This window comes from Thalassococcus halodurans, assembly GCF_900108225.1.
GTDB classification, from domain to species: Bacteria; Pseudomonadota; Alphaproteobacteria; order Rhodobacterales; family Rhodobacteraceae; genus Thalassococcus; species Thalassococcus halodurans.
The window spans coordinates 460,210-478,249 of record NZ_FNUZ01000001.1; the positions used below are offsets into that span (position 1 = coordinate 460,210).

Genomic DNA, 18,040 nt, shown 5'->3' on the forward strand with positions numbered 1-18,040 from the left:
AGCGGTTTCTGACATGGATTTATTCGCAAATATCACTTCCGTCATCACTGGACTTCTTGGCCCAGCAGGTCCTGTCATCCTTTTGGGTGGCGTTGGGCTTTTGCTGCTGTTGGCCTGTATTCCCATCGTCCTGTCCCAAAAACCGGACCCATTGGACAAACTGAAAGAAGCTCAACAATCGAGGGTACAGAAAGAAACGACCGCCATTCTTCGCGAAAAGGGTCGCAACGACAAACTGAACAAATACGCCCAGTTACTTGAACCGACCGATGAAAAAGAACTGTCGGACATCAAGTCCAAACTGCAGCAAGCCGGCTACCGCAGCAAAGATGCCGTTCGGACATATTACTTTGCCCAGTTCGCGCTGGCGTTGGCTGGTCTTGGTTTGGGCGCGCTTTACTACAGCCTGAACGCTGGCACCGACAGCACCACCAAAGATATGATCATGTGGGTGCTTGGCCCGGGCGTTGTCGGCTACATGGGGCCGAAATACTGGGTTACCAAACGTGCGGATAAACGCCGTCAGGAAATTCAGGATGGTTTCCCTGATGCCTTGGACATGATGCTGGTCTGCGTGGAAGCGGGCCAATCCATGGACCAAGCGATTTTGCGGATTTCAAAGGAATTGCGGGCCTCTTTCCCGAACCTGGCCGACGAATTCCTGATGGTCAGCTACGAGATGAAGGCGGGTAAGGAAAAAACCGCCGTTCTGAACGACATGTCCGAACGATGCGGCGTGCAGGATATTTCGTCTTTCGTGACGGTTCTGAACCAGTCGCAGACCTTTGGTACGTCAATCGCTGACGCCCTGCGCGTTTATGCGGGCGAGATGCGTGATAAACGCGTCATGCGCGCAGAAGAAAAAGCGAACCAGTTGCCGACCAAGATGACTTTGACCACAATGATGTTCACGGTGCCGCCGCTACTTCTTATTCTTGTCGGTCCCTCGGTCGTTGGCATCACGAACATGGGGCTGAACTAGGAGCAACCCTATGCCCTTGCGCCTTTTCGGTGCTGCCATCCTGACCTGCTTTATGGCCGCCTGTTCTTCGGGCGGCCTGACTGCATCCGACGGCAAGCCTGATCAACTCTATGCGCCCTCGATCGATCCGAACGGGGAATCCGTTGACGGGCTGTTGGTCGGGCACAGGTTGATGGACGCCAAGGAATACGAACTGGCGATCGAGGCCTATCAACGTGCGGCCGTGCAATACGGGCTGACCGGCGAAATCCTAAGCGGCATCGGATCTGCGAACCTTGCGATGGGGCGTTTGGGGCAAGCCGAACGCATTCTGCGCCGAGCCGTGAAAGAAGACGAAACCAATCCGGCCGTCTGGAACAATCTGGGCGTTGTCCTGATGGAAAAGGGAAAATTATCCGAAGCAGCCGCCACTTTCCAGAAAGCCTACGCGCTGGATAATGGCGAAAGTGACTCAATTCGTGACAATCTTCGCTTGGCTATCGCAAAACTTGAAAATTCGTTTTATGATCCATCAGAAGATCAGCAATATAAGCTGGTACGGCGGGGTACGGGTGACTACCTGATCCAGCCATAAATATACGAGGCAAGAGCAGTAAAGGACGCAAAAATGCGCCAGCCCCTCTCTTTGACAGCCGCCTGCGTTGCAGGGCTGATCGTTCTGTCGGCTTGTGACAAGTCCGACGGACAAAGTGTGGACCGCGCCTTTCAGGGTGTGAACGTTATCGACGGGACCGATCTGAACGACGTCATGCTGACAGTCGCAGACCCGAACGAAGCCGTGTCCTATTTCCAACGCAGTCTGGGACAGGACCCCGATCGCATCGATTTCCGCCGTGGTCTTGCCCTGTCGCTGATCCGCGCGAAACGTGTGACCGAAGGTGTGGGTGCTTGGAACCGCGTGGTGGAACACGAAGACGCCACCAATTCCGACAAAACAAACCTTGCCGATGCTTTGATCCGTGCCGGACAGTGGGAACGGGCGGAAGAGACGCTGAATTCCATTCCCCCGACACATGAAACGTTTGAACGCTACAAGCTGGAAGCGATCATTGCCGACTATAACAAGGATTGGAAAAAGGCCGACAGCTTCTACGAAATCGCGCTTGGCCTGACGACCCAGCCAGCCGGCGTTCTGAACAACTGGGGCTTTTCCAAGCTGACACGCGGCGACGGTGCCGCGGCCGAGCGGTTGTTCACAGACGCAATCCAGCGCGATCAGGATCTTTTCACAGCCAAAAACAACCTTGTTCTGGCCCGTGGCGCGCAAGGCAACTACACCCTGCCGGTCATGCCCATGACCCAGATCGAACGGGCCGAGCTGTTGCACACGATGGCGCTGGCTGCGATCAAACGGAACGATGTGGAAATCGGGAAGTCGCTCTTGCGTGAAGCGCTCGAAACACATCCCCAGCATTTCGAAGCTGCCGCGCGTAGCTTGGATGCGTTGGAAAACTCCTGATCGGGCCGGACGGAACTATGGATATTCTTTCGTCCGCCGCGCTGTGGTTTTTTCCATTCGTTCTGCCGTTGTGCGTCTACACGTGTTACACGGACATGCGCGAAATGCGCATTACGAACGGAACAGTCGTGGCGCTGTTTCTGGTCTTTGTCGTGATCGGCCCACTCGCCCTTCCGTTTGAAGACTACCTTTGGCGTTATGCTTACTTTGGCGCGGTCCTCGTGGCAGGTATGGCGCTGAATGCGGCAGGTGCTATGGGCGCTGGTGACGCGAAATTCGCCGCAGCCGCCGCACCCTTTATCCATATTGGTGACCTCCGGTTCCTGATGGTTCTGTTCGCCGCAACCCTGCTGGCCGCGTTCGCATCCCACCGTTTGGCCAAATACACGCCGTTGCGTAAAATCGCCCCTGATTGGGAAAGCTGGGACGCACCTGCCAAGAAGTTCCCGATGGGGCTGGCGCTTGGCGGAACGCTGGCGATCTATCTAGGGCTGGGCATCCTCTACGGCAGATAAAACCTGTAAGCGCGGGGCGTTGCCCTGCGCCTGCCTGTCTAAAATCATCTGCAAAACGCCCGAGGCAAGCCAAGCTCTTGCCACAAATACCTGCTCTCTTCTGGGTCAACAAAGACCAGTGAATTCGAGCGATAGGTTCCCAATCATGAACATGCAGACGTCCAATGTCATGGCGCCTCCTCCGCCCAAAAGCCTTGCGGATATGGCCCTGCCGATTGTGATGATGCGCGACATCGTGATCAAAACGATGTTCCGTAAAAACATTGCCACCGTGCGTGATTTGGGTGTGGCCATCGGCCTGCCGACAGGGATCACGCAGGAACTGGTCGACATCGCTCGTGGTCAGAACCTTCTGGAAGCGATGGGTACGCTGAATGCGAACTCGGGCAACGAGATGGGCTATCAGCTGACCGACTCCGGCCGCGCCCGCGCGCTGGAGGCTTTGGCGCAGTCCGAATACTATGGCGCGATGCCTGTGCCGCTAGAGGTCTACCGCGAACAGGTCAAACGGCAGTCGATTAAGAACGTCCAAATCACCCGCGAACAGCTTACGCAGGCGATGGGTCACCTGATCCTGCCGCCCACACTGCTTAGCACGTTGGGCCCTGCTGTGGGCTCTGGCCGGTCGATCCTGATGTACGGCCCTCCGGGCAACGGTAAATCGTCGATCTCGAACGGTATTCGTGATGCGATGGGTGATAAAATCTATGTCCCCCGCGCCATCGAATACGCCGGTCAGGTGATCACGGTTTATGACCCGATCGTCCATTCCGCCGCCGAAGAAATGCTGGACGATCCGACCCAGTTGCGCCGCCGCAACCTGTTCGACAGCCGCTATGTGCAGTGTGAACGCCCCACGGTTATCACAGGTGGTGAACTGTCGCTGGACATGCTGGATCTGGTCTATAACCCCACGGCGCGGACCTATCAGGCGCCTTTGCAGCTGAAATCCAGCGGCGGCATTTTTATCGTCGACGACTTGGGTCGTCAGGCCGAACCGCCGCAGAAGCTGGTCAACCGGTGGATTGTTCCGCTGGAAGAAGGCAAAGATATTCTGGCCCTGCAATCGGGTGAGAAATTCGAAGTGCCCTTCGACACGCTGGTCGTGTTCTCGACCAACTTCCACCCAAATGAAATCTTCGACCAAGCGGCTTTGCGTCGTATCTTCTTCAAGGTGAAAATTGACGGCCCGAACCAAGAGGATTTCCTGAAAATCTTTGCGCTGGTGGCCCGCAAGAAGAAAATGCAGTTGTGTGAAAAGAGCCTCGTTCACCTGCTGAAAAAGAAATACCCGACGATCAACAACGTCTATGCGAACTATCAGCCAGTCTTCCTGATCGACCAGATGATCGCAGTCTGCGACTTCGAGGGCCTGCCCTACAAGATGACACCGGAACTGGTGGACCGTGCTTGGGCCAACCTGTTCGTCAAAGACGAAGAGATCGTGAAATAGCCGCGACAATGCCAGTCGCAGAACAATTCAGCAGCGGGCAATCGGGCCCGCTGTTTTCGTTTCTGGGCAGAAATCCCACGGCGACACATCCCTGCGTTTTGCCCAATATGGACCCAAACCAAATAGATCGCGACTAAGCGCATTTTTCTGGCAAATAGCGCTTGACGACTCCGGCCCGCTGTCTTACCCACCGCCCACGGTTCGGCGCGGTAGCTCAGTTGGTTAGAGCGAACGACTCATAATCGTTAGGTCGGGAGTTCGAGTCTCCCCCACGCCACCACTTCCCTCCATATCCAACACACCAGCCTGCAGTTCGCGGGCTATTCGTGTTTGCGTCCGGTCAGCAGCAGACAAAGAAAAACCCGCCAACGCGTGGGCGCTGGCGGGTCTTGGTTTCAAGCTGTTAAGCCGATCAGCCGATGATGCTGTTGAACGTCGCCGAGGGGCGCATCACAGCAGTCGTCTTGGCCTCGTCCGAGTGGTAGTAGCCGCCCAGATCAGCCGCTTGGCCCTGAACTGCCGCCAGCTCGGCAACGATCTTGTCCGCGTTTTCGTCCAGCGCTTTGGCGATGGGGGCGAAGTGTGCGGCGATCTCTGCGTCCTGATCCTGCTCGGCCAGTGCTTTGGCCCAGTAGGTCGCGAACCAGAAGTGGCTGTCACGGTTGTCCGGCTCGCCAACTTTACGGCTCGGCGAACGGTCGTTGTCCAGAATGCCCTGGGTCGCTGTTTCCACGGCTTCACCCAAGATCCGCGCTTTGGCGTTGTCGCGGGCGTCAGCCAGGAACTTCAGGCTTTCGGCCAGCGCACAGAATTCGCCAAGGCTGTCCCAACGCAGGTGGTTTTCTTCCATCAGCTGCTGAACGTGCTTGGGCGCGGAACCACCGGCGCCTGTTTCGAACAGGCCGCCACCGTTCATCAGTTTCACGATGGACAGCATTTTCGCCGATGTCGCGAGTTCGAGGATCGGGAACAGGTCGGTCAGGTAATCGCGCAGAACGTTGCCTGTGATCGCGATTGTGTTTTCGCCCTTGGTGATGGTTTCCAGCGATGCGCGTGTGGCTTCGCGGGGTGCCATGATCTCGAACTTGTCGGAAACGCCTTTGGCCTCGAGGATCGGCTTGACGTATTTGATCAGTTCGGCGTCGTGGGCGCGGGTTTCGTCCAGCCAGAAGATGGAACGGTAGCCTGTTGCCTTCTGACGTTCGATCGCCAGGTTCACCCAGTCTTCGATCGGTGCTTTGCGCGCCGATGCGGAACGCCAGATGTCGCCTGCTTCAACGGCGTGCTGGTGCAGCACGGTGCCGTCATCAAGGATCATCTTGACGGTGCCTGCTTCGGGGATTTCGAACGTTGTCGGGTGCGAACCGTATTCTTCGGCTTTCTGTGCCATCAGGCCAAGGTTCTGAACGGTGCCAGCAGTTGCCGGGTTCAGTTTACCGTTTTCTTTGAAGAACTTGATCGCTTCGTCATAGACCGGCGCATAGGAGTTGTCGGGGATGACGCAGTTTGTATCTGCTTCTTTGCCATCCGGGCCCCAGCCTTTACCACCAGCGCGGATCAGCGCAGGCATCGAGGCGTCGATGATAACATCAGACGGCACGTGCAGGTTGGTGATGCCCTTGTCCGAGTTCACCATGTACATCGGCGGCTGGTCAGCCATGACGCGCTCGATCTCAGCCATGATCGCAGGCTGGTCTTCGACGCGCTTCAGCAGATCACCCAGACCCGAGTTCGGGTTGACGCCAAGTGCCGCCAGTTCGTCGCCGTAGTCGTCAAAGACAGGCTTCAGGAAGGCTTTGACAGCGTGGCCGAAGATGATCGGGTCCGACACCTTCATCATCGTTGCTTTCATGTGCAGCGAGAACAGGATGCCTTCGTCTTTTGTCTTGGCGATTTCGTCCTCAAGGAACGCGTCCAGCGCCTTGGCCGACATGTATGTCGCGTCAACAACAGCACCTGCGGGGTAGGAAACGCCCTCTTTCAGGACAGTTTCGCCACCGGCTGTTTCCAGAACGATCTTGGCAGTCGCGGCTTTGTCCAGCGTTGCCGACACTTCGTTCGAGAAGAAGTCGCCGCCCGACATCGACGCCACGCGTGTTTTGGAGTCGGACACCCACTCACCCATGCGGTGCGGGTTGTCTTGGGCGAATTTCTTAACGGCGCCAGCCGCGCGGCGGTCCGAGTTGCCTTCGCGCAGAACGGGGTTCACAGCGGAACCTTTGATCGCGTCGTAGCGCGCGCGAACTTCTTTTTCTTCGTCGGTCGCGGGTGCCTCGGGATAGTCGGGCAGATCATAGCCCTGCCCCTGAAGTTCCTTGATCGCTGCAACCAGCTGCGGAACCGAAGCCGAGATGTTCGGCAGTTTGATCACGTTGGCATGGGGCAGCTTCACCAGCTCGCCCAGTTCTGCCAGGTGGTCATCTTGTTTCTGTGCGTCTGTCAGACGCTCGGGGAAGGTCGCGATGATGCGGCCAGCCAGCGAAATATCTTTAACACCGACGGTCACACCCGCGGCGGCAGCAAAGCTGCGAATCACTGGAAGAAGCGAGTGGGACGCAAGTTCCGGTGCTTCGTCTACCTTTGTATACACAATATCTGGAGATGTTTGTTCAGCCATGATCCAAGTCCTTTGCTGCGTTTGCGAACGTCTAGCCGAACTGGGGCGAATGGTCTACCGGATGTGACCATTCGCCCCTCTGGATTACGCATTTTTTTATGCTAACTGCCCCAGATTTTACGCTTACGCGGCCAAAAGATGCCCTTGGCCCAATTGTGTTAGCGCCTCAACCAAGCTGTCGTTCTGGATCTTTGCATAAAGGCCGGTGGGGTCCGTGACCGTCGTACCCAGCGCCGCCTCAAAGGCATCTTGGTTGGCCGCCGCATCGTAGGTCGACTGTGCATCGGACCCCAAATTAGATTGGAAAATGCCCGCCGCCGAGACAGGCAGGAAATCCTCGTAGACCTGCGGATCAGCGACCAACGCACCGGACGCAATCAGCGCTTCGACATCACCGGCCTGACCTGCGGCTTGCCCCACAGCGCGATAACGGAAGAAGGCCAGTTTTTCGCGGCGCAACGTATCCAGATCATCCGGGAAGGCCACAAATTTGGCGTTCAGCGCATCGACATAATCACCCGCGCCCTGCCCCTGCCCGCCAACAGCCGCCGCCGCGCGGGTTTCTGCAAGACAACGATCATAAAGCGCGCGACCCTCGGCTGTCAGCGCAACGCCCCGCTGTTCGATTTCACCGAAACGCGCAGTGTGCGTACCAGCCGCATCGGCACCTTTGAACTTCACCGGCTCTTCCAGCGCTTTGAACGATGTCTGGCGCAGAAGGATACCAGCGTTGCGGCGCGGCGGGCCTTCGATCACAGCCTTGGGCGCGATGCCACGTTCAGGCATAAGGCGCTGCACCTCGTCAATATCCAGCGTGCGCGGTGTCAGGTGATTGATGTGCGGGCCCTTAAAGCTGACCACATCCGCAATCAGACGGTGTGCATCGTGAAGACGTTCATATGTCTCGGCATCAACCGTCGCGTCAGAATGCCAACGGAAGGTTTCCAACGCCTGCGCCACGAACTCTTCGGCCTGCGGCTTGGTCAGGCCACCCTGCAACTCAGCTGTTTCAATCAGGAACAGCGCTTTGGACGTCACGATCTGACGCTGTGCCAGAATGTCCGCCGCAGCCGCAGCAAGGTCGCGATCTTCCAACAGTTCCAACCGCACCAGTGACGTGAACACACGGAACGGGTTGCGCGACAGCGCGGCAGTCTCGATCGGGCGGAAGGCGGTGGAATGCACCGGCAGGCCCGCAACGGACAGATCGTAATAGCCGACGGGATACATCCCCATCACAGCAAACATCCGACGGATGGACGACAGTTCCTCAGCTGTGCCCAGACGGATCGCACCGTGGCGTTCGACATCCAGTCGGTCCAGTTCATCAGCGGCTTGCATCTGAGCCTGCAAGTCCGGATCCCCTGCCAGAACCTCGTTATTCACATCACGCACCAGATCGATCAGGTCACCGTATTGCGGCACCTCATCACGGTACATGTCTGACATGGCCTTGGAAAAAAGCCCGCGGATATCATCGGGGTGCATCAGATCGGTCATCGCTTTTCTCCTAAAAATTTTGACACCTTTGGTATCTGAGGCAGCGCGTGCGTCAAGGTGGCGCCTGCCTCGTAGAACAGTGTTTTTGATCGGGTAAGGTGTTCCGAGTATGCCGGCAAGACAGGCAGCGGAAAGGCCGTTTCCCCGTCGCCCAACAAAGCCCGCGCCGCGCAAATACCAAAGACCGTACCGGGCGCGATCCCACGCCCCGAATACCCGTAGATCGCATAGGCATCCGGGCCAAAGGCCACGACCTTGGGCAGATGATCTGCCGTCATGGCAATGCGACCCTGCCAGATGTGGGTAAACGCCGTACCAGCCAGTTGCGGATACAGTTCGGCCAGTTTGCGTTCAGCCCAGTTGCGGTGAACCGTGCCACCGAAGCCCTCGGCATTGCCCATCGTCCCAAGGATCAAGCGCCCCTCGGCATCCAAGCGGAAGGACGTCATCACCAGCGCCGTGTCCCAGCACCCCTCACCATCGGGCAGGATCACCTCGCGCTGTGCGGGCGTCAGGGGCGCGGTGGCGAACTGACTATAATGAACCGTGGCGAAAGACGGCTTTGGCCCGCCTTTGATCGTGTCATGATAGGCGTTCGTCGCGTGGATCACGGACTGGGCCGTAATTGTCTGCCCGTTCACCTTGGCCATCCACCCCTGACCGGTGTGGCGCAGATCCCGAACGCGGCTTTGCCCGAACAACATCGCGCCCGCGCGCTCCGCCGCTCGCGCCAACCCACGGCAATAGGCCAGCGGCTGGATCGTGCCCGCCCGCGGATCAAAAAGCGCACCGTGAAAGTCACCGGTGCCAAGCCTGCGTTCGGTGTCCTCGGCGTTCAGCATTTGAAGCGGCGCACCAACTGCGTTGCCTTGACGGAAGCGGCTTTGCAGATTTTCCAAGCCGTCTTCGGAATGGGCGACATGCAGCGTGCCCTGACGGACAGCATCGCACTGAATGCCCTCTTCAGCGATCAATTCGAACACCAAGTCAGGGCCAACACCCAATGCATCAATCAGACGATGCCCCATGGTGTGCCCAAGACGGTGGATGATGTCGTCAGGCGGCAACCAGAGGCCTGCGTTCACCAAGCCGACATTCCGGCCCGATCCGCCAAAGCCGATCTCTTCTGCCTCAAGCAGGACAACACGCGCCCCGGCGCTGGCCGCTTCATAGGCCGCGGCACATCCCGTAAACCCGCCGCCAATGATCAGGACATCACACTCAAGATCGTCCGCCACAGGCTCCGACGACACGTGTTCGCGGCTGGAGAAGGCCCAAAGCCTTGGCTTGATCTCGGATTGGTCCATCCCGCTGCCTATACCGCCTGCTGTGAAATTCTGCCGTACAGTACCCTGTTTGCCCGCCGAGAAAAGCCGCGAACGCGAAGGGATCACTGTGATTTTGCAACCTGACGGCAAATACCTTTAGAACGGATCGACTTTCTGGTACTGGATTTCAGAATATTTATTCCACTTTTGGGATAAACCGCTAATGTAGGCGCATCTCGATAAGGATCCGATCATGAGTACAAAGACTGAGACCGCGCAGCCGCCACGTAGCGTGTCCGAACTATTGGACCGATTGGACCATATCGATGACAGCCTGCCCAAGCGGTTGCGCCAATGTGCCATTCTGCTGCGCCGGAACATCAACCTTGTGGCTGTCTCAACGGTTGCCGAAATGGCTGCACTGGCCGACGTCGCCCCGTCAGCCTTTATGCGGTTTTGTCAGGCACTCGGGTTTTCGGGGTATTCCGAAATGCAGGCCCTGTTCCGCAGTGAATATGCGCAGTCGCGCCCCGACTATGATGCGCGCCTGTCCGAGTTGCGTGCAAAGGGGGCGCCAGACGCCACGAACCTGTTCGCCGATTTCGCCGAGGCTGGCCACAAATCCCTAATAAACTTCACAAACAGCCTGAATCCGGATCAAATAGAAGCGGCCATTACCCTGCTTCAGAACGCGCAAATGGCCCATTTATTCGGGATGCGCCGCGCCTATTCGGTCACCACGTACTTCCATTATATGCTGAACAAAATGGGCGTGCCGGCCATGCTGCATTCTGGCGTGGGCATGGTCGCCGCAAGCGCGTCTTTCAGGGCCGATGACGTACTGTTCGCAGTGACCTACGCGCCATTTTCGTCGGAAACCCTGGATGTTGTGACCGAGGCCAAAGCCCGTGGCACCAAGATTATCCTGCTGACCGACAGCGCGGATTGCCCGGTCGCCCCCGAGGCCGACGTCGTTCTGGTGGCCCGTGAGGTCGATGTCGAAGCCTTCCGCGTCCCGACCGTTTCAATGACTTTGGTGACGACGCTGGCGGTCGCATTGGGGCAGCGCGTCCAAAAAGAATAAGATTTTCCATCTTTGCTTGCCTGCGCAATAAAAATGGAATATTTATTCCATTGAGGGCGGAAAGTGGCGACAAAGCGAGTCGCGCTGACCGCAAGGAGGAGATCGGCGTACGGCCGAAACCAACCTTGGAAAGTTAAGACAACGCGCAATCACTGCGCCATTTGGGCTGCCGACAGGCGACAGCTGACCAGCTGGGCGCGTGAACCTGTCGCTTGATGGAAAGAGATATGACGAAAACGCTTGATCTGATTACCGTGGGCCGATCTTCGGTGGACCTATATGGCGCACAGGTAGGCGGCCGGTTGGAAGACATGGCCAGCTTTGAAAAATACATCGGCGGCTCGCCCACCAACATGGCTGCAGGCACTGCGCGTCTGGGATTGAAATCTGCCCTTCTGACCCGCGTCGGCGATGAACACATGGGTCGCTTTATCCGCGAACAGCTGGCCGCGGAAGGCGTGAACACCCAAGGCGTGATCACCGATCCGGAACGCCTTACCGCATTGGTTTTGCTGGGCATTCGGGACGAAGAGCAGTTCCCCCTGATTTTCTATCGCGAAAACTGTGCCGATATGGCGCTGTCCGAAGATGACGTTGACGAAGACTTTATCGCGTCTTCCCGTTCGGTCGTTGCGACAGGCACCCACCTGTCCAACCCGCGCACCGAAGCCGCTGTTCTGAAAGCACTGGAACTCGCGCGCAAACACGGCGCGCAGACCGCGTTGGATATCGATTATCGCCCGAACCTTTGGGGCCTGTCCGGCCACGGCGACGGCGAAAACCGTTTTATCGCGTCTGATGCGGTCACCCAGAAATTGCAGTCCACGCTGCATCTGTTCGATCTGATCGTCGGAACCGAGGAAGAATTTCACATCGCGGGCGGCAGCACAGACACCATCGAAGCCCTGCGTGCCGTCCGCAAAGTGTCTGGCGCGACGCTGGTCTGCAAACGTGGTGCTGATGGTGCTGTGGCCTTTACTGGTGACATTCCTGACAGCCTTGAAGACGGTGAATCCGGCCCAGGCTTCCCAATTGAGGTGTTCAACGTATTGGGCGCGGGCGATGGCTTTATGTCCGGTCTACTGAAAGGCTGGCTGGACGGCGAAGACTGGCCAACCGCCCTAACCTACGCCAACGCTTGTGGCGCACTGGCCGTATCGCGCCACGGCTGCGCGCCTGCGTATCCCAGCTGGACCGAATTGCAGTTCTTCCTTGAACGCGGCGTGTTGCGCCCCGACCTGCGTAACGACGAAATTCTGGAACAGGTGCATTGGGCCACCAACCGCAAAGGCGACTGGCCGACGATGCGGGTCTTTGCATTCGACCACCGGATGCAGCTGGAAGAAATGGACGGCGCAACACCTGAAAAGATCGGCGCGTTCAAGGAACTTTGCCTTGATGCCTGCCAGCAGGTCGCCCAAGGCCGGAACGGCTATGGTCTGCTGTGCGACCGTCGCCTTGGCCGTGACGCGCTATATAAGGCGGCAGGCACCGGCCTCTGGATCGGTCGTCCCGTCGAACTGCCCGGTTCGCGTCCGCTGGAATTCGAACCGGAAATCGGCCCCGATTGCGGTGGCCTGTCGGAATGGCCGCTGGAACACGTGGTAAAGTGCCTGTGCTTCTACCACCCCGATGACACTGAAAAAGAACGCAAGATGCAGGAAGCGCGGGTCAAACGCCTGTACGCTGCCGCGCGCCGCAACCGTCTTGAATTCCTGTTCGAGGTTATTCCCTCAAAGGTCGGCCCCGTCGACGACATGACCACTGCCACCATCATCCGCCGCTTCTATGAAATCGGCGTGTATCCTGACTGGTGGAAGCTTGAGCCGATGAAGACCGACGCAGGCTGGTCCAACGCGGTCAACGCGATTGAAGAAAACGATCCGCACACCCGTGGTATCGTGGTTCTGGGCCTTGATGCCCCGCAAGAAGAGCTGGCTGCCAGCTTTAAATCCGCGGCCAAGTTCGATTTGGTCAAGGGGTTCGCCGTGGGCCGCACGATCTTTGGCGAGGTTGCGCGTCAGTGGCTGACAGACAAGATTGATGATGAAACAGCCGTCGCGGAAATGGCACAACGCTATAGCCAGCTTTGCGAAATCTGGGACACTTCCAGCGCCGAGGCCAAATGGCCCGCGAACAAAGGATGATCGAGATGACAAAAACCATCCGTTTGACAGCCGCTCAGGCCATGGTGCGCTACATTGCAGCGCAAAAAACCGAAACTGGTGAGCGTTTTATCGAAGGTGTCTGGGCCATTTTCGGGCACGGCAACGTGGCCGGCCTGGGCGAAGCACTGCACGGCATCCGTGACGAGCTTCCGACCTATCGCGGACATAATGAACAAAGCATGTGCCACGCGGCGATTGCTTATTCCAAACAATTGGGGCGCCGCCGCGCGATGGCAGTGACCTCTTCGATCGGGCCGGGCGCCACGAATATGGTGACTGCTGCGGCATTGGCGCATGTAAACCGTTTGCCACTTCTCCTTCTCCCCGGGGATGTGTTTGCAAACCGTGGCCCCGACCCGGTCCTCCAACAGATCGAAGATTTCGGCGATGGCACAATCAGCGCGAATGACTGCTTCAAGCCTGTCGTGCGTTACTTCGACCGCATCACACGCCCCGAACAGCTTCTGACGGCCCTGCCCCGCGCGTTCCGCACGATGACAGACCCTGCCGAATGTGGCCCTGTCTGTCTGGCTTTCTGTCAGGACGTTCAGGCCGAAGCCTATGACTGGCCTGTCGAATTCTTTGAAGAACGCACGCTCTACACCCGCCGTCCCCGTGCGGACGAAGGTGAAATCGCCCGCGCAGCCGAGATCCTGAAATCGGCCAAACGCCCTGTTCTTCTGGCAGGTGGCGGCGTGCACTATGCTGGCGCGACCGAGGAAATGAAGGCCTTTGTTGAAAAGCACAACATTCCGGTTGTCGAAACGCAGGCAGGCAAATCCGCACTACCGTGGGATCACCCGAACAACATGGGCCCCGTCGGTGTGACAGGTTCGGCGTCTGCGAACAAAGCCTGTATCGAGGCGGATGTGGTGCTTGGTCTTGGCACCCGTTTTCAGGATTTCACCACCGGGTCCTGGACGCTGTTCGAAAACCCGGGCCGCACCCTGATTTCACTGAACGTCAACGCCTATGACGCCGAAAAGCATGGTGCTGTTCCGGTCATGGCCGATGCGATCACCGGCCTTGCCGATCTGGATGCGGCGCTTGGCGACACCAGCTATCCCGGCCCTAATACGGCGTCGAAGGATGCGTGGTTCGCAGCCGTAGATCCGCTGACCGACGCACCCGCAGATGGCAACCAGTTGCCCACCGACCAACAGGTCATTGGTGCCGTCCAGCGTGCGGCAGGTCCCGACACCGTAGTCATGTGCGCCGCAGGCACCATGCCCGGCGAATTGCACAAGCTTTGGAAATCGTCCAAGCCCATGTCTTACCACATGGAATACGGCTTTTCTTGCATGGGGTACGAAGTGGCCGGTGCCATGGGCATCAAAATGGCCCAGCCCGAGCGTGACGTCATCTGTATGGTCGGCGACGGCAGCTATATGATGATGAACAGCGAACTGGCGACGGCTGTGATGATGGGGCAGAAGTTCACCATCGTGATCACCGACAACCGCGGCTATGGCTGCATCAACCGCCTGCAAATGGGCACCGGCGGGGCAGAATTTAACAACCTGCTGAAAGACACGATCCACGAAACGCCGTCGGACATCGACTTTGCCGCGCACACAGCCGCAATGGGGGCCACATCCGAGCATGTGAAAACCATCGAAGAGCTTGAGGCCGCCTTGCAGCGCGCCAAGGCATCGCCCAAAGCCTATGTGGTTGTCATCGACACCGATCCCTATCCTTCGACCCCGGACGGTGGCCATTGGTGGGACGTCGCGGTGCCCGAGGTCTCGGTCCGCGAAGAGGTCAACGCCGCCCACGCCAACTACATCGAAAAACTGCGCAATCGTGCGCTGAACTAACTCCTGATAAGGTTCACTTTTATGATCCGCTTTGGAACAAACCCTATCGCATGGTCTAACGACGACGATCAGACCATCGGCGCAGATATCAGCCTTGAACAATGCCTGACTGAAGCAGGTCAGATCGGCTTTGACGGGATTGAAAACGGCCACAAGATGCCGTGGGACCCGACCGAATTGAAAGCTGCGCTTGATCCGCACGGTCTGGCCTTTGTGTCGGCGTGGTATTCTTTGAACCTGCTGATGCATTCTGCCGAACAGGAAATCGCGCTGATCCAGCCGCATCTTGACCGCCTCAAGGCGATGGGCTGCACCGTCTGTATCGCCTGTGAAACGTCGAATGCGATCCACGGCAATGACAGCGCGTCGCTTGCTGACAGCCCCGTTCTGGCCGACGACCAGTGGGACGATTTCGCCGCCAAGCTTGACGCCGTTGCCGCCCACTGTGACGCCGAAGGTGTTCCGCTGGTCTACCACCACCACATGGGAACCGTCGTCGAAACACCGGCCGAATTGGATATCCTGATGGAAAAAACAGGCCCCAAGATGCGCCTGCTGTTCGATACGGGTCACTTCTACTTCGGATCGGGCGGTGCAGATCCCGCACCGTATGTGGAAAAATACATCGACCGTATTTCCCATTTCCACGCCAAGAACGTGCGCCGCGCGGTGAAACAAGAGGTCCGTGCAGAAAACCTGTCGTTCCTTGAAGGTGTGCGACGTGGTGTCTTTACGGTGCCCGGTGACGACGAAGGCGGCATTGATTTCGCGCCTTGCCTGAACATCCTTGCCCAGCACGACTACGACGGGTGGATCGTGATCGAGGCCGAACAGGACCCCGATGTACGCAACCCGCTTGAATACCAGACACTGGGTCTGAAAACACTGAAAACGCTTGCGAAAGACGCGGGCCTCATTTCCTGAACGGAGCATGATCATGCCTGACCTTCTACGCAAACCTGTCGGGACCACGGGCAAGGTTCACGACATCACAACAACCAGCGCCAAGGGCCCGCTCAGCCCCGACTGGGGCTATGTGGGCTTTGGCCTGTATCACCTGAAAGCCGGTGAAAACGCGGCCGAGGCCACAGGCGACCGCGAAGTCATCCTTGTTCTGGTGGAAGGCAAAGCCAACATCACCGCAGCAGGCGAAGACTTTGGCGAAATGGGCGATCGGATGAACGTGTTCGAACGCACTCCGCCGCATTGCCTCTATGTGCCGAACGAACAGGATTGGTCGGCCACGGCCACGACAGACTGTGTTCTGGCCATCTGCACAGCGCCGGGCAAGAGCAACCACAAGGCCCAGCGCCTTGGCCCCGATGGCATCACGCTGACCGAACGCGGCAAGGGCACCAATACGCGCTATATTAACAACATCGCGATGGAAGATCGCGACGTTTGCGACAGCCTGCTGGTGACAGAGGTCTTCACCCCCGATGGCCATTGGTCGTCCTACCCCAGCCACCGTCATGACGAGGATGACTTCCCCAACATGACCTATCTGGAAGAGACGTACTACCACCGGATCAACCCCGCCAAGGGCTTTGGCATCCAGCGTGTCTATGCAGAAGATGGCACCTTGGATGAAACCATGGCTGTCTCTGACGGCGACGTGGTTCTGGTCCCGCGCGGCCACCACCCTTGCGGCGCGCCCTACGGGTTCGAGATGTACTATCTGAACGTCATGGCAGGCCCGCTGCGCAAATGGCGCTTCAAGGCCGATCCGGCAGTTGAATGGATCATGGAACGCGACGCCTGATCAGCGTCCATTCCTAACGGAAATGAAACCGGCCCGAATTTTCGGGCCGGTTTTCTTATGGCTGGCGCACGGACAACTGGCATATTAGTATGCGACTCATCTGCTCAGGGGGAAGCCATGAAATACGCCATCGTCGGCTGCGGATCGCGCCATTCCATGTTCAGCGAAAGCCTGACGTTCGACTACGGTGACCAGCATGAGCTGCTGGCCCTCTGCGACAGCAACAGCCACCGACTGGGGCTGGCGGCCGAGTTTGCGTCCAAACCCGGAACGAACGGTGTCGCCACCTACGCCGCAGACCAGTTTGACGCGATGATCACCGAACAGAAGCCGGACACCGTGATCATCGCCACGCCCGACTACCTGCACGCTGATTATATGGTGCGCGCATTCAGAGCGGGCTGTGACGTAATCTGCGAAAAGCCGATGACGATTGATCTGAAGTCTTTGAAACAGATCACGCAGGCGCAAAAGGAAACCGGTCGTCAGTTGCTGGTCGCCTTCAACTACCGCTATTCCCCTGCCCGCACCCAGATCAAAAATATCCTGTCTTCGGGCCAGATAGGCGAGATCACCGCCGTTGATTTTCAATGGCATCTGGATCGCGTCCATGGCGCCGATTATTTCCGCCGCTGGCACCGGCACAAGGACAATTCCGGCGGTTTACTGGTACATAAATCCACACACCATTTCGATCTGCTCAACTGGTGGCTGGATGCGGTGCCCACCCATGTCAGCGCATCTGGCAAGCGCGCGTTTTACACGCCCGCCATGGGCGCGGAGTTAGGGCTGGACGGTCGTGGGCCACGCTGCGCCACGTGCGCGGTTGCCGAACGATGCGACTTTGAACTGGATATGGATGCGGACAGCAAACTCAAGGCGCTCTATCGCGATGCCGAAGGTGAGGATGGCTATCACCGCGATCTGTGCGTTTTTGACGACGACATCGGCATCGAAGACACGCTTCAGGCCCATATCCGCTATACCACGGGCGCGACGGCGAACTACACGCTGACCGCCTATTCCCCGTGGGAGGGGCTGGAAATCAGGTTCCACGGGACCAAGGGCCTGCTGACCCACAAACATGTCGAAACCCACGGCGTGTTTGGCGGCGAACGGGCGCACGCTGGTAAGGACGATGTTGAAACCATCCTGCATCTGGCCGGAGAACGGCCCCGCGCCCTGGACGTGCCTGCAGGGGAAGGACATCACGGCGGCGCGGACCCAATCATGCTCGGATACATCTTTGATCCCGACGGGATGGAGCCGGACTCGTATGGCAGGTCATCAAACCATGTGGCTGGCGGCTGGTCTATCCTAACCGGTATCGCCGCGAACCTGTCGATTGAAACCGGCGCGCAGGTGGACATCGGCCATATGCTGGCAGCCCACGAAATCGATCTAAAATAGGGGAA

The 18,040-nt window shown here is 58.0% G+C and carries 14 protein-coding genes and 1 tRNA gene; 12 read left to right on the plus strand and 3 right to left on the minus strand.

Annotation, left to right across the window (positions count from 1 at the left end; all coding sequences use genetic code 11):
* Positions 1 to 13: 13 nt before the first annotated feature.
* From C4S59_RS02315 to C4S59_RS02340, 6 genes are all read left to right on the plus strand, one after another.
* Positions 14 to 982, plus strand: a complete 969-nt coding sequence (locus C4S59_RS02315; protein ID WP_103908854.1) for a type II secretion system F family protein — start codon at positions 14 to 16, stop codon at positions 980 to 982.
* Positions 983 to 992: 10 nt separating this feature from the next.
* The gene (locus tag C4S59_RS02320) at positions 993 to 1,556 is read left to right on the plus strand and encodes a tetratricopeptide repeat protein (RefSeq protein ID WP_103908855.1); all 564 of its coding nucleotides are present in this window, start codon (positions 993 to 995) and stop codon (positions 1,554 to 1,556) included.
* 33 nt (positions 1,557 to 1,589) lie between these two features.
* Positions 1,590 to 2,441, plus strand: coding sequence for a tetratricopeptide repeat protein (locus tag C4S59_RS02325; RefSeq protein WP_103908856.1), 852 nt, complete (start codon positions 1,590 to 1,592; stop codon positions 2,439 to 2,441).
* Between the two features lie 17 nt (positions 2,442 to 2,458).
* Positions 2,459 to 2,956 carry a prepilin peptidase gene (locus tag C4S59_RS02330; RefSeq protein WP_103908857.1) on the plus strand — a complete coding sequence of 166 codons (498 nt, stop codon included), beginning with the start codon at positions 2,459 to 2,461 and terminating at the stop codon, positions 2,954 to 2,956.
* A gap of 145 nt (positions 2,957 to 3,101) precedes the next feature.
* Positions 3,102 to 4,409 (plus strand): ATPase, encoded by a 1,308-nt coding sequence (locus C4S59_RS02335; RefSeq protein ID WP_103908858.1) that lies wholly within the window; start codon positions 3,102 to 3,104, stop codon positions 4,407 to 4,409.
* A gap of 203 nt (positions 4,410 to 4,612) precedes the next feature.
* Positions 4,613 to 4,689: transfer RNA gene (locus tag C4S59_RS02340), tRNA-Met, on the plus strand.
* A 132-nt stretch (positions 4,690 to 4,821) separates the two neighbouring features.
* On the opposite strand, the gene C4S59_RS02345 is transcribed toward C4S59_RS02340, so the two are convergent.
* The 3 genes from C4S59_RS02345 to C4S59_RS02355 all read right to left on the minus strand — a co-directional run bounded on the left by C4S59_RS02345 (position 4,822) and on the right by C4S59_RS02355 (position 9,833).
* Positions 4,822 to 7,026, minus strand: coding sequence for an NADP-dependent isocitrate dehydrogenase (locus C4S59_RS02345; RefSeq protein WP_103908859.1), 2,205 nt, complete (start codon positions 7,024 to 7,026; stop codon positions 4,822 to 4,824).
* Between the two features lie 123 nt (positions 7,027 to 7,149).
* The gene (gene hglS / locus C4S59_RS02350; RefSeq protein ID WP_103908860.1) at positions 7,150 to 8,526 is read right to left on the minus strand and encodes a 2-oxoadipate dioxygenase/decarboxylase HglS; all 1,377 of its coding nucleotides are present in this window, start codon (positions 8,524 to 8,526) and stop codon (positions 7,150 to 7,152) included.
* Positions 8,523 to 9,833: an NAD(P)/FAD-dependent oxidoreductase gene (locus C4S59_RS02355; protein WP_103908861.1), complete on the minus strand. Its 1,311-nt coding sequence runs from the start codon at positions 9,831 to 9,833 to the stop codon at positions 8,523 to 8,525. The genes hglS and C4S59_RS02355 overlap by 4 nt, the downstream gene beginning before the upstream one ends.
* Positions 9,834 to 10,047: 214 nt before the next feature.
* Here C4S59_RS02355 and C4S59_RS02360 point away from each other — a divergent pair, with 214 nt between their 5' ends.
* The 6 genes from C4S59_RS02360 (at position 10,048) to C4S59_RS02385 (ending at position 18,035) form a co-directional block, all read left to right on the plus strand.
* Positions 10,048 to 10,878, plus strand: a complete 831-nt coding sequence (locus tag C4S59_RS02360) for a MurR/RpiR family transcriptional regulator (RefSeq protein WP_103908862.1) — start codon at positions 10,048 to 10,050, stop codon at positions 10,876 to 10,878.
* Positions 10,879 to 11,105: 227 nt separating this feature from the next.
* On the plus strand, positions 11,106 to 13,025 hold the full coding sequence (locus C4S59_RS02365; RefSeq protein WP_103908863.1) for a bifunctional 5-dehydro-2-deoxygluconokinase/5-dehydro-2-deoxyphosphogluconate aldolase: 1,920 nt from the start codon (positions 11,106 to 11,108) through the stop codon (positions 13,023 to 13,025).
* Positions 13,026 to 13,030: 5 nt separating this feature from the next.
* Positions 13,031 to 14,863, plus strand: coding sequence for a 3D-(3,5/4)-trihydroxycyclohexane-1,2-dione acylhydrolase (decyclizing) (gene iolD / locus C4S59_RS02370; protein WP_103908864.1), 1,833 nt, complete (start codon positions 13,031 to 13,033; stop codon positions 14,861 to 14,863).
* 21 nt (positions 14,864 to 14,884) lie between these two features.
* On the plus strand, positions 14,885 to 15,787 hold the full coding sequence (iolE, locus tag C4S59_RS02375; RefSeq protein WP_103908865.1) for a myo-inosose-2 dehydratase: 903 nt from the start codon (positions 14,885 to 14,887) through the stop codon (positions 15,785 to 15,787).
* Positions 15,788 to 15,800: 13 nt separating this feature from the next.
* Complete coding sequence (gene iolB, locus C4S59_RS02380; protein ID WP_103909390.1) at positions 15,801 to 16,625, plus strand: 5-deoxy-glucuronate isomerase; 825 nt, start codon at positions 15,801 to 15,803, stop codon at positions 16,623 to 16,625.
* A gap of 117 nt (positions 16,626 to 16,742) precedes the next feature.
* Positions 16,743 to 18,035: a Gfo/Idh/MocA family protein gene (locus tag C4S59_RS02385; RefSeq protein ID WP_103908866.1), complete on the plus strand. Its 1,293-nt coding sequence runs from the start codon at positions 16,743 to 16,745 to the stop codon at positions 18,033 to 18,035.
* The last annotated feature ends 5 nt before the right edge of the window (positions 18,036 to 18,040 follow it).

What these genes read in the sequence shown, in the direction of transcription:
- C4S59_RS02320 (WP_103908855.1), top strand. Translation starts at nt 993, where the DNA reads ATGCCCTTGCGCCTTTTCGGTGCTGCCATCCTGACCTGCTTTATGGCC.
- C4S59_RS02385 (WP_103908866.1), top strand. Translation starts at nt 16,743, where the DNA reads ATGAAATACGCCATCGTCGGCTGCGGATCGCGCCATTCCATGTTCAGC.
- iolE (WP_103908865.1), top strand. Translation starts at nt 14,885, where the DNA reads ATGATCCGCTTTGGAACAAACCCTATCGCATGGTCTAACGACGACGAT.
- C4S59_RS02335 (WP_103908858.1), top strand. Translation starts at nt 3,102, where the DNA reads ATGAACATGCAGACGTCCAATGTCATGGCGCCTCCTCCGCCCAAAAGC.
- C4S59_RS02325 (WP_103908856.1), top strand. Translation starts at nt 1,590, where the DNA reads ATGCGCCAGCCCCTCTCTTTGACAGCCGCCTGCGTTGCAGGGCTGATC.
- iolD (WP_103908864.1), top strand. Translation starts at nt 13,031, where the DNA reads ATGACAAAAACCATCCGTTTGACAGCCGCTCAGGCCATGGTGCGCTAC.
- C4S59_RS02345 (WP_103908859.1), bottom strand. Translation starts at nt 7,026, where the DNA reads ATGGCTGAACAAACATCTCCAGATATTGTGTATACAAAGGTAGACGAA.
- C4S59_RS02365 (WP_103908863.1), top strand. Translation starts at nt 11,106, where the DNA reads ATGACGAAAACGCTTGATCTGATTACCGTGGGCCGATCTTCGGTGGAC.
- C4S59_RS02315 (WP_103908854.1), top strand. Translation starts at nt 14, where the DNA reads ATGGATTTATTCGCAAATATCACTTCCGTCATCACTGGACTTCTTGGC.
- iolB (WP_103909390.1), top strand. Translation starts at nt 15,801, where the DNA reads ATGCCTGACCTTCTACGCAAACCTGTCGGGACCACGGGCAAGGTTCAC.
- hglS (WP_103908860.1), bottom strand. Translation starts at nt 8,526, where the DNA reads ATGACCGATCTGATGCACCCCGATGATATCCGCGGGCTTTTTTCCAAG.
- C4S59_RS02355 (WP_103908861.1), bottom strand. Translation starts at nt 9,833, where the DNA reads ATGGACCAATCCGAGATCAAGCCAAGGCTTTGGGCCTTCTCCAGCCGC.
- C4S59_RS02330 (WP_103908857.1), top strand. Translation starts at nt 2,459, where the DNA reads ATGGATATTCTTTCGTCCGCCGCGCTGTGGTTTTTTCCATTCGTTCTG.
- C4S59_RS02360 (WP_103908862.1), top strand. Translation starts at nt 10,048, where the DNA reads ATGAGTACAAAGACTGAGACCGCGCAGCCGCCACGTAGCGTGTCCGAA.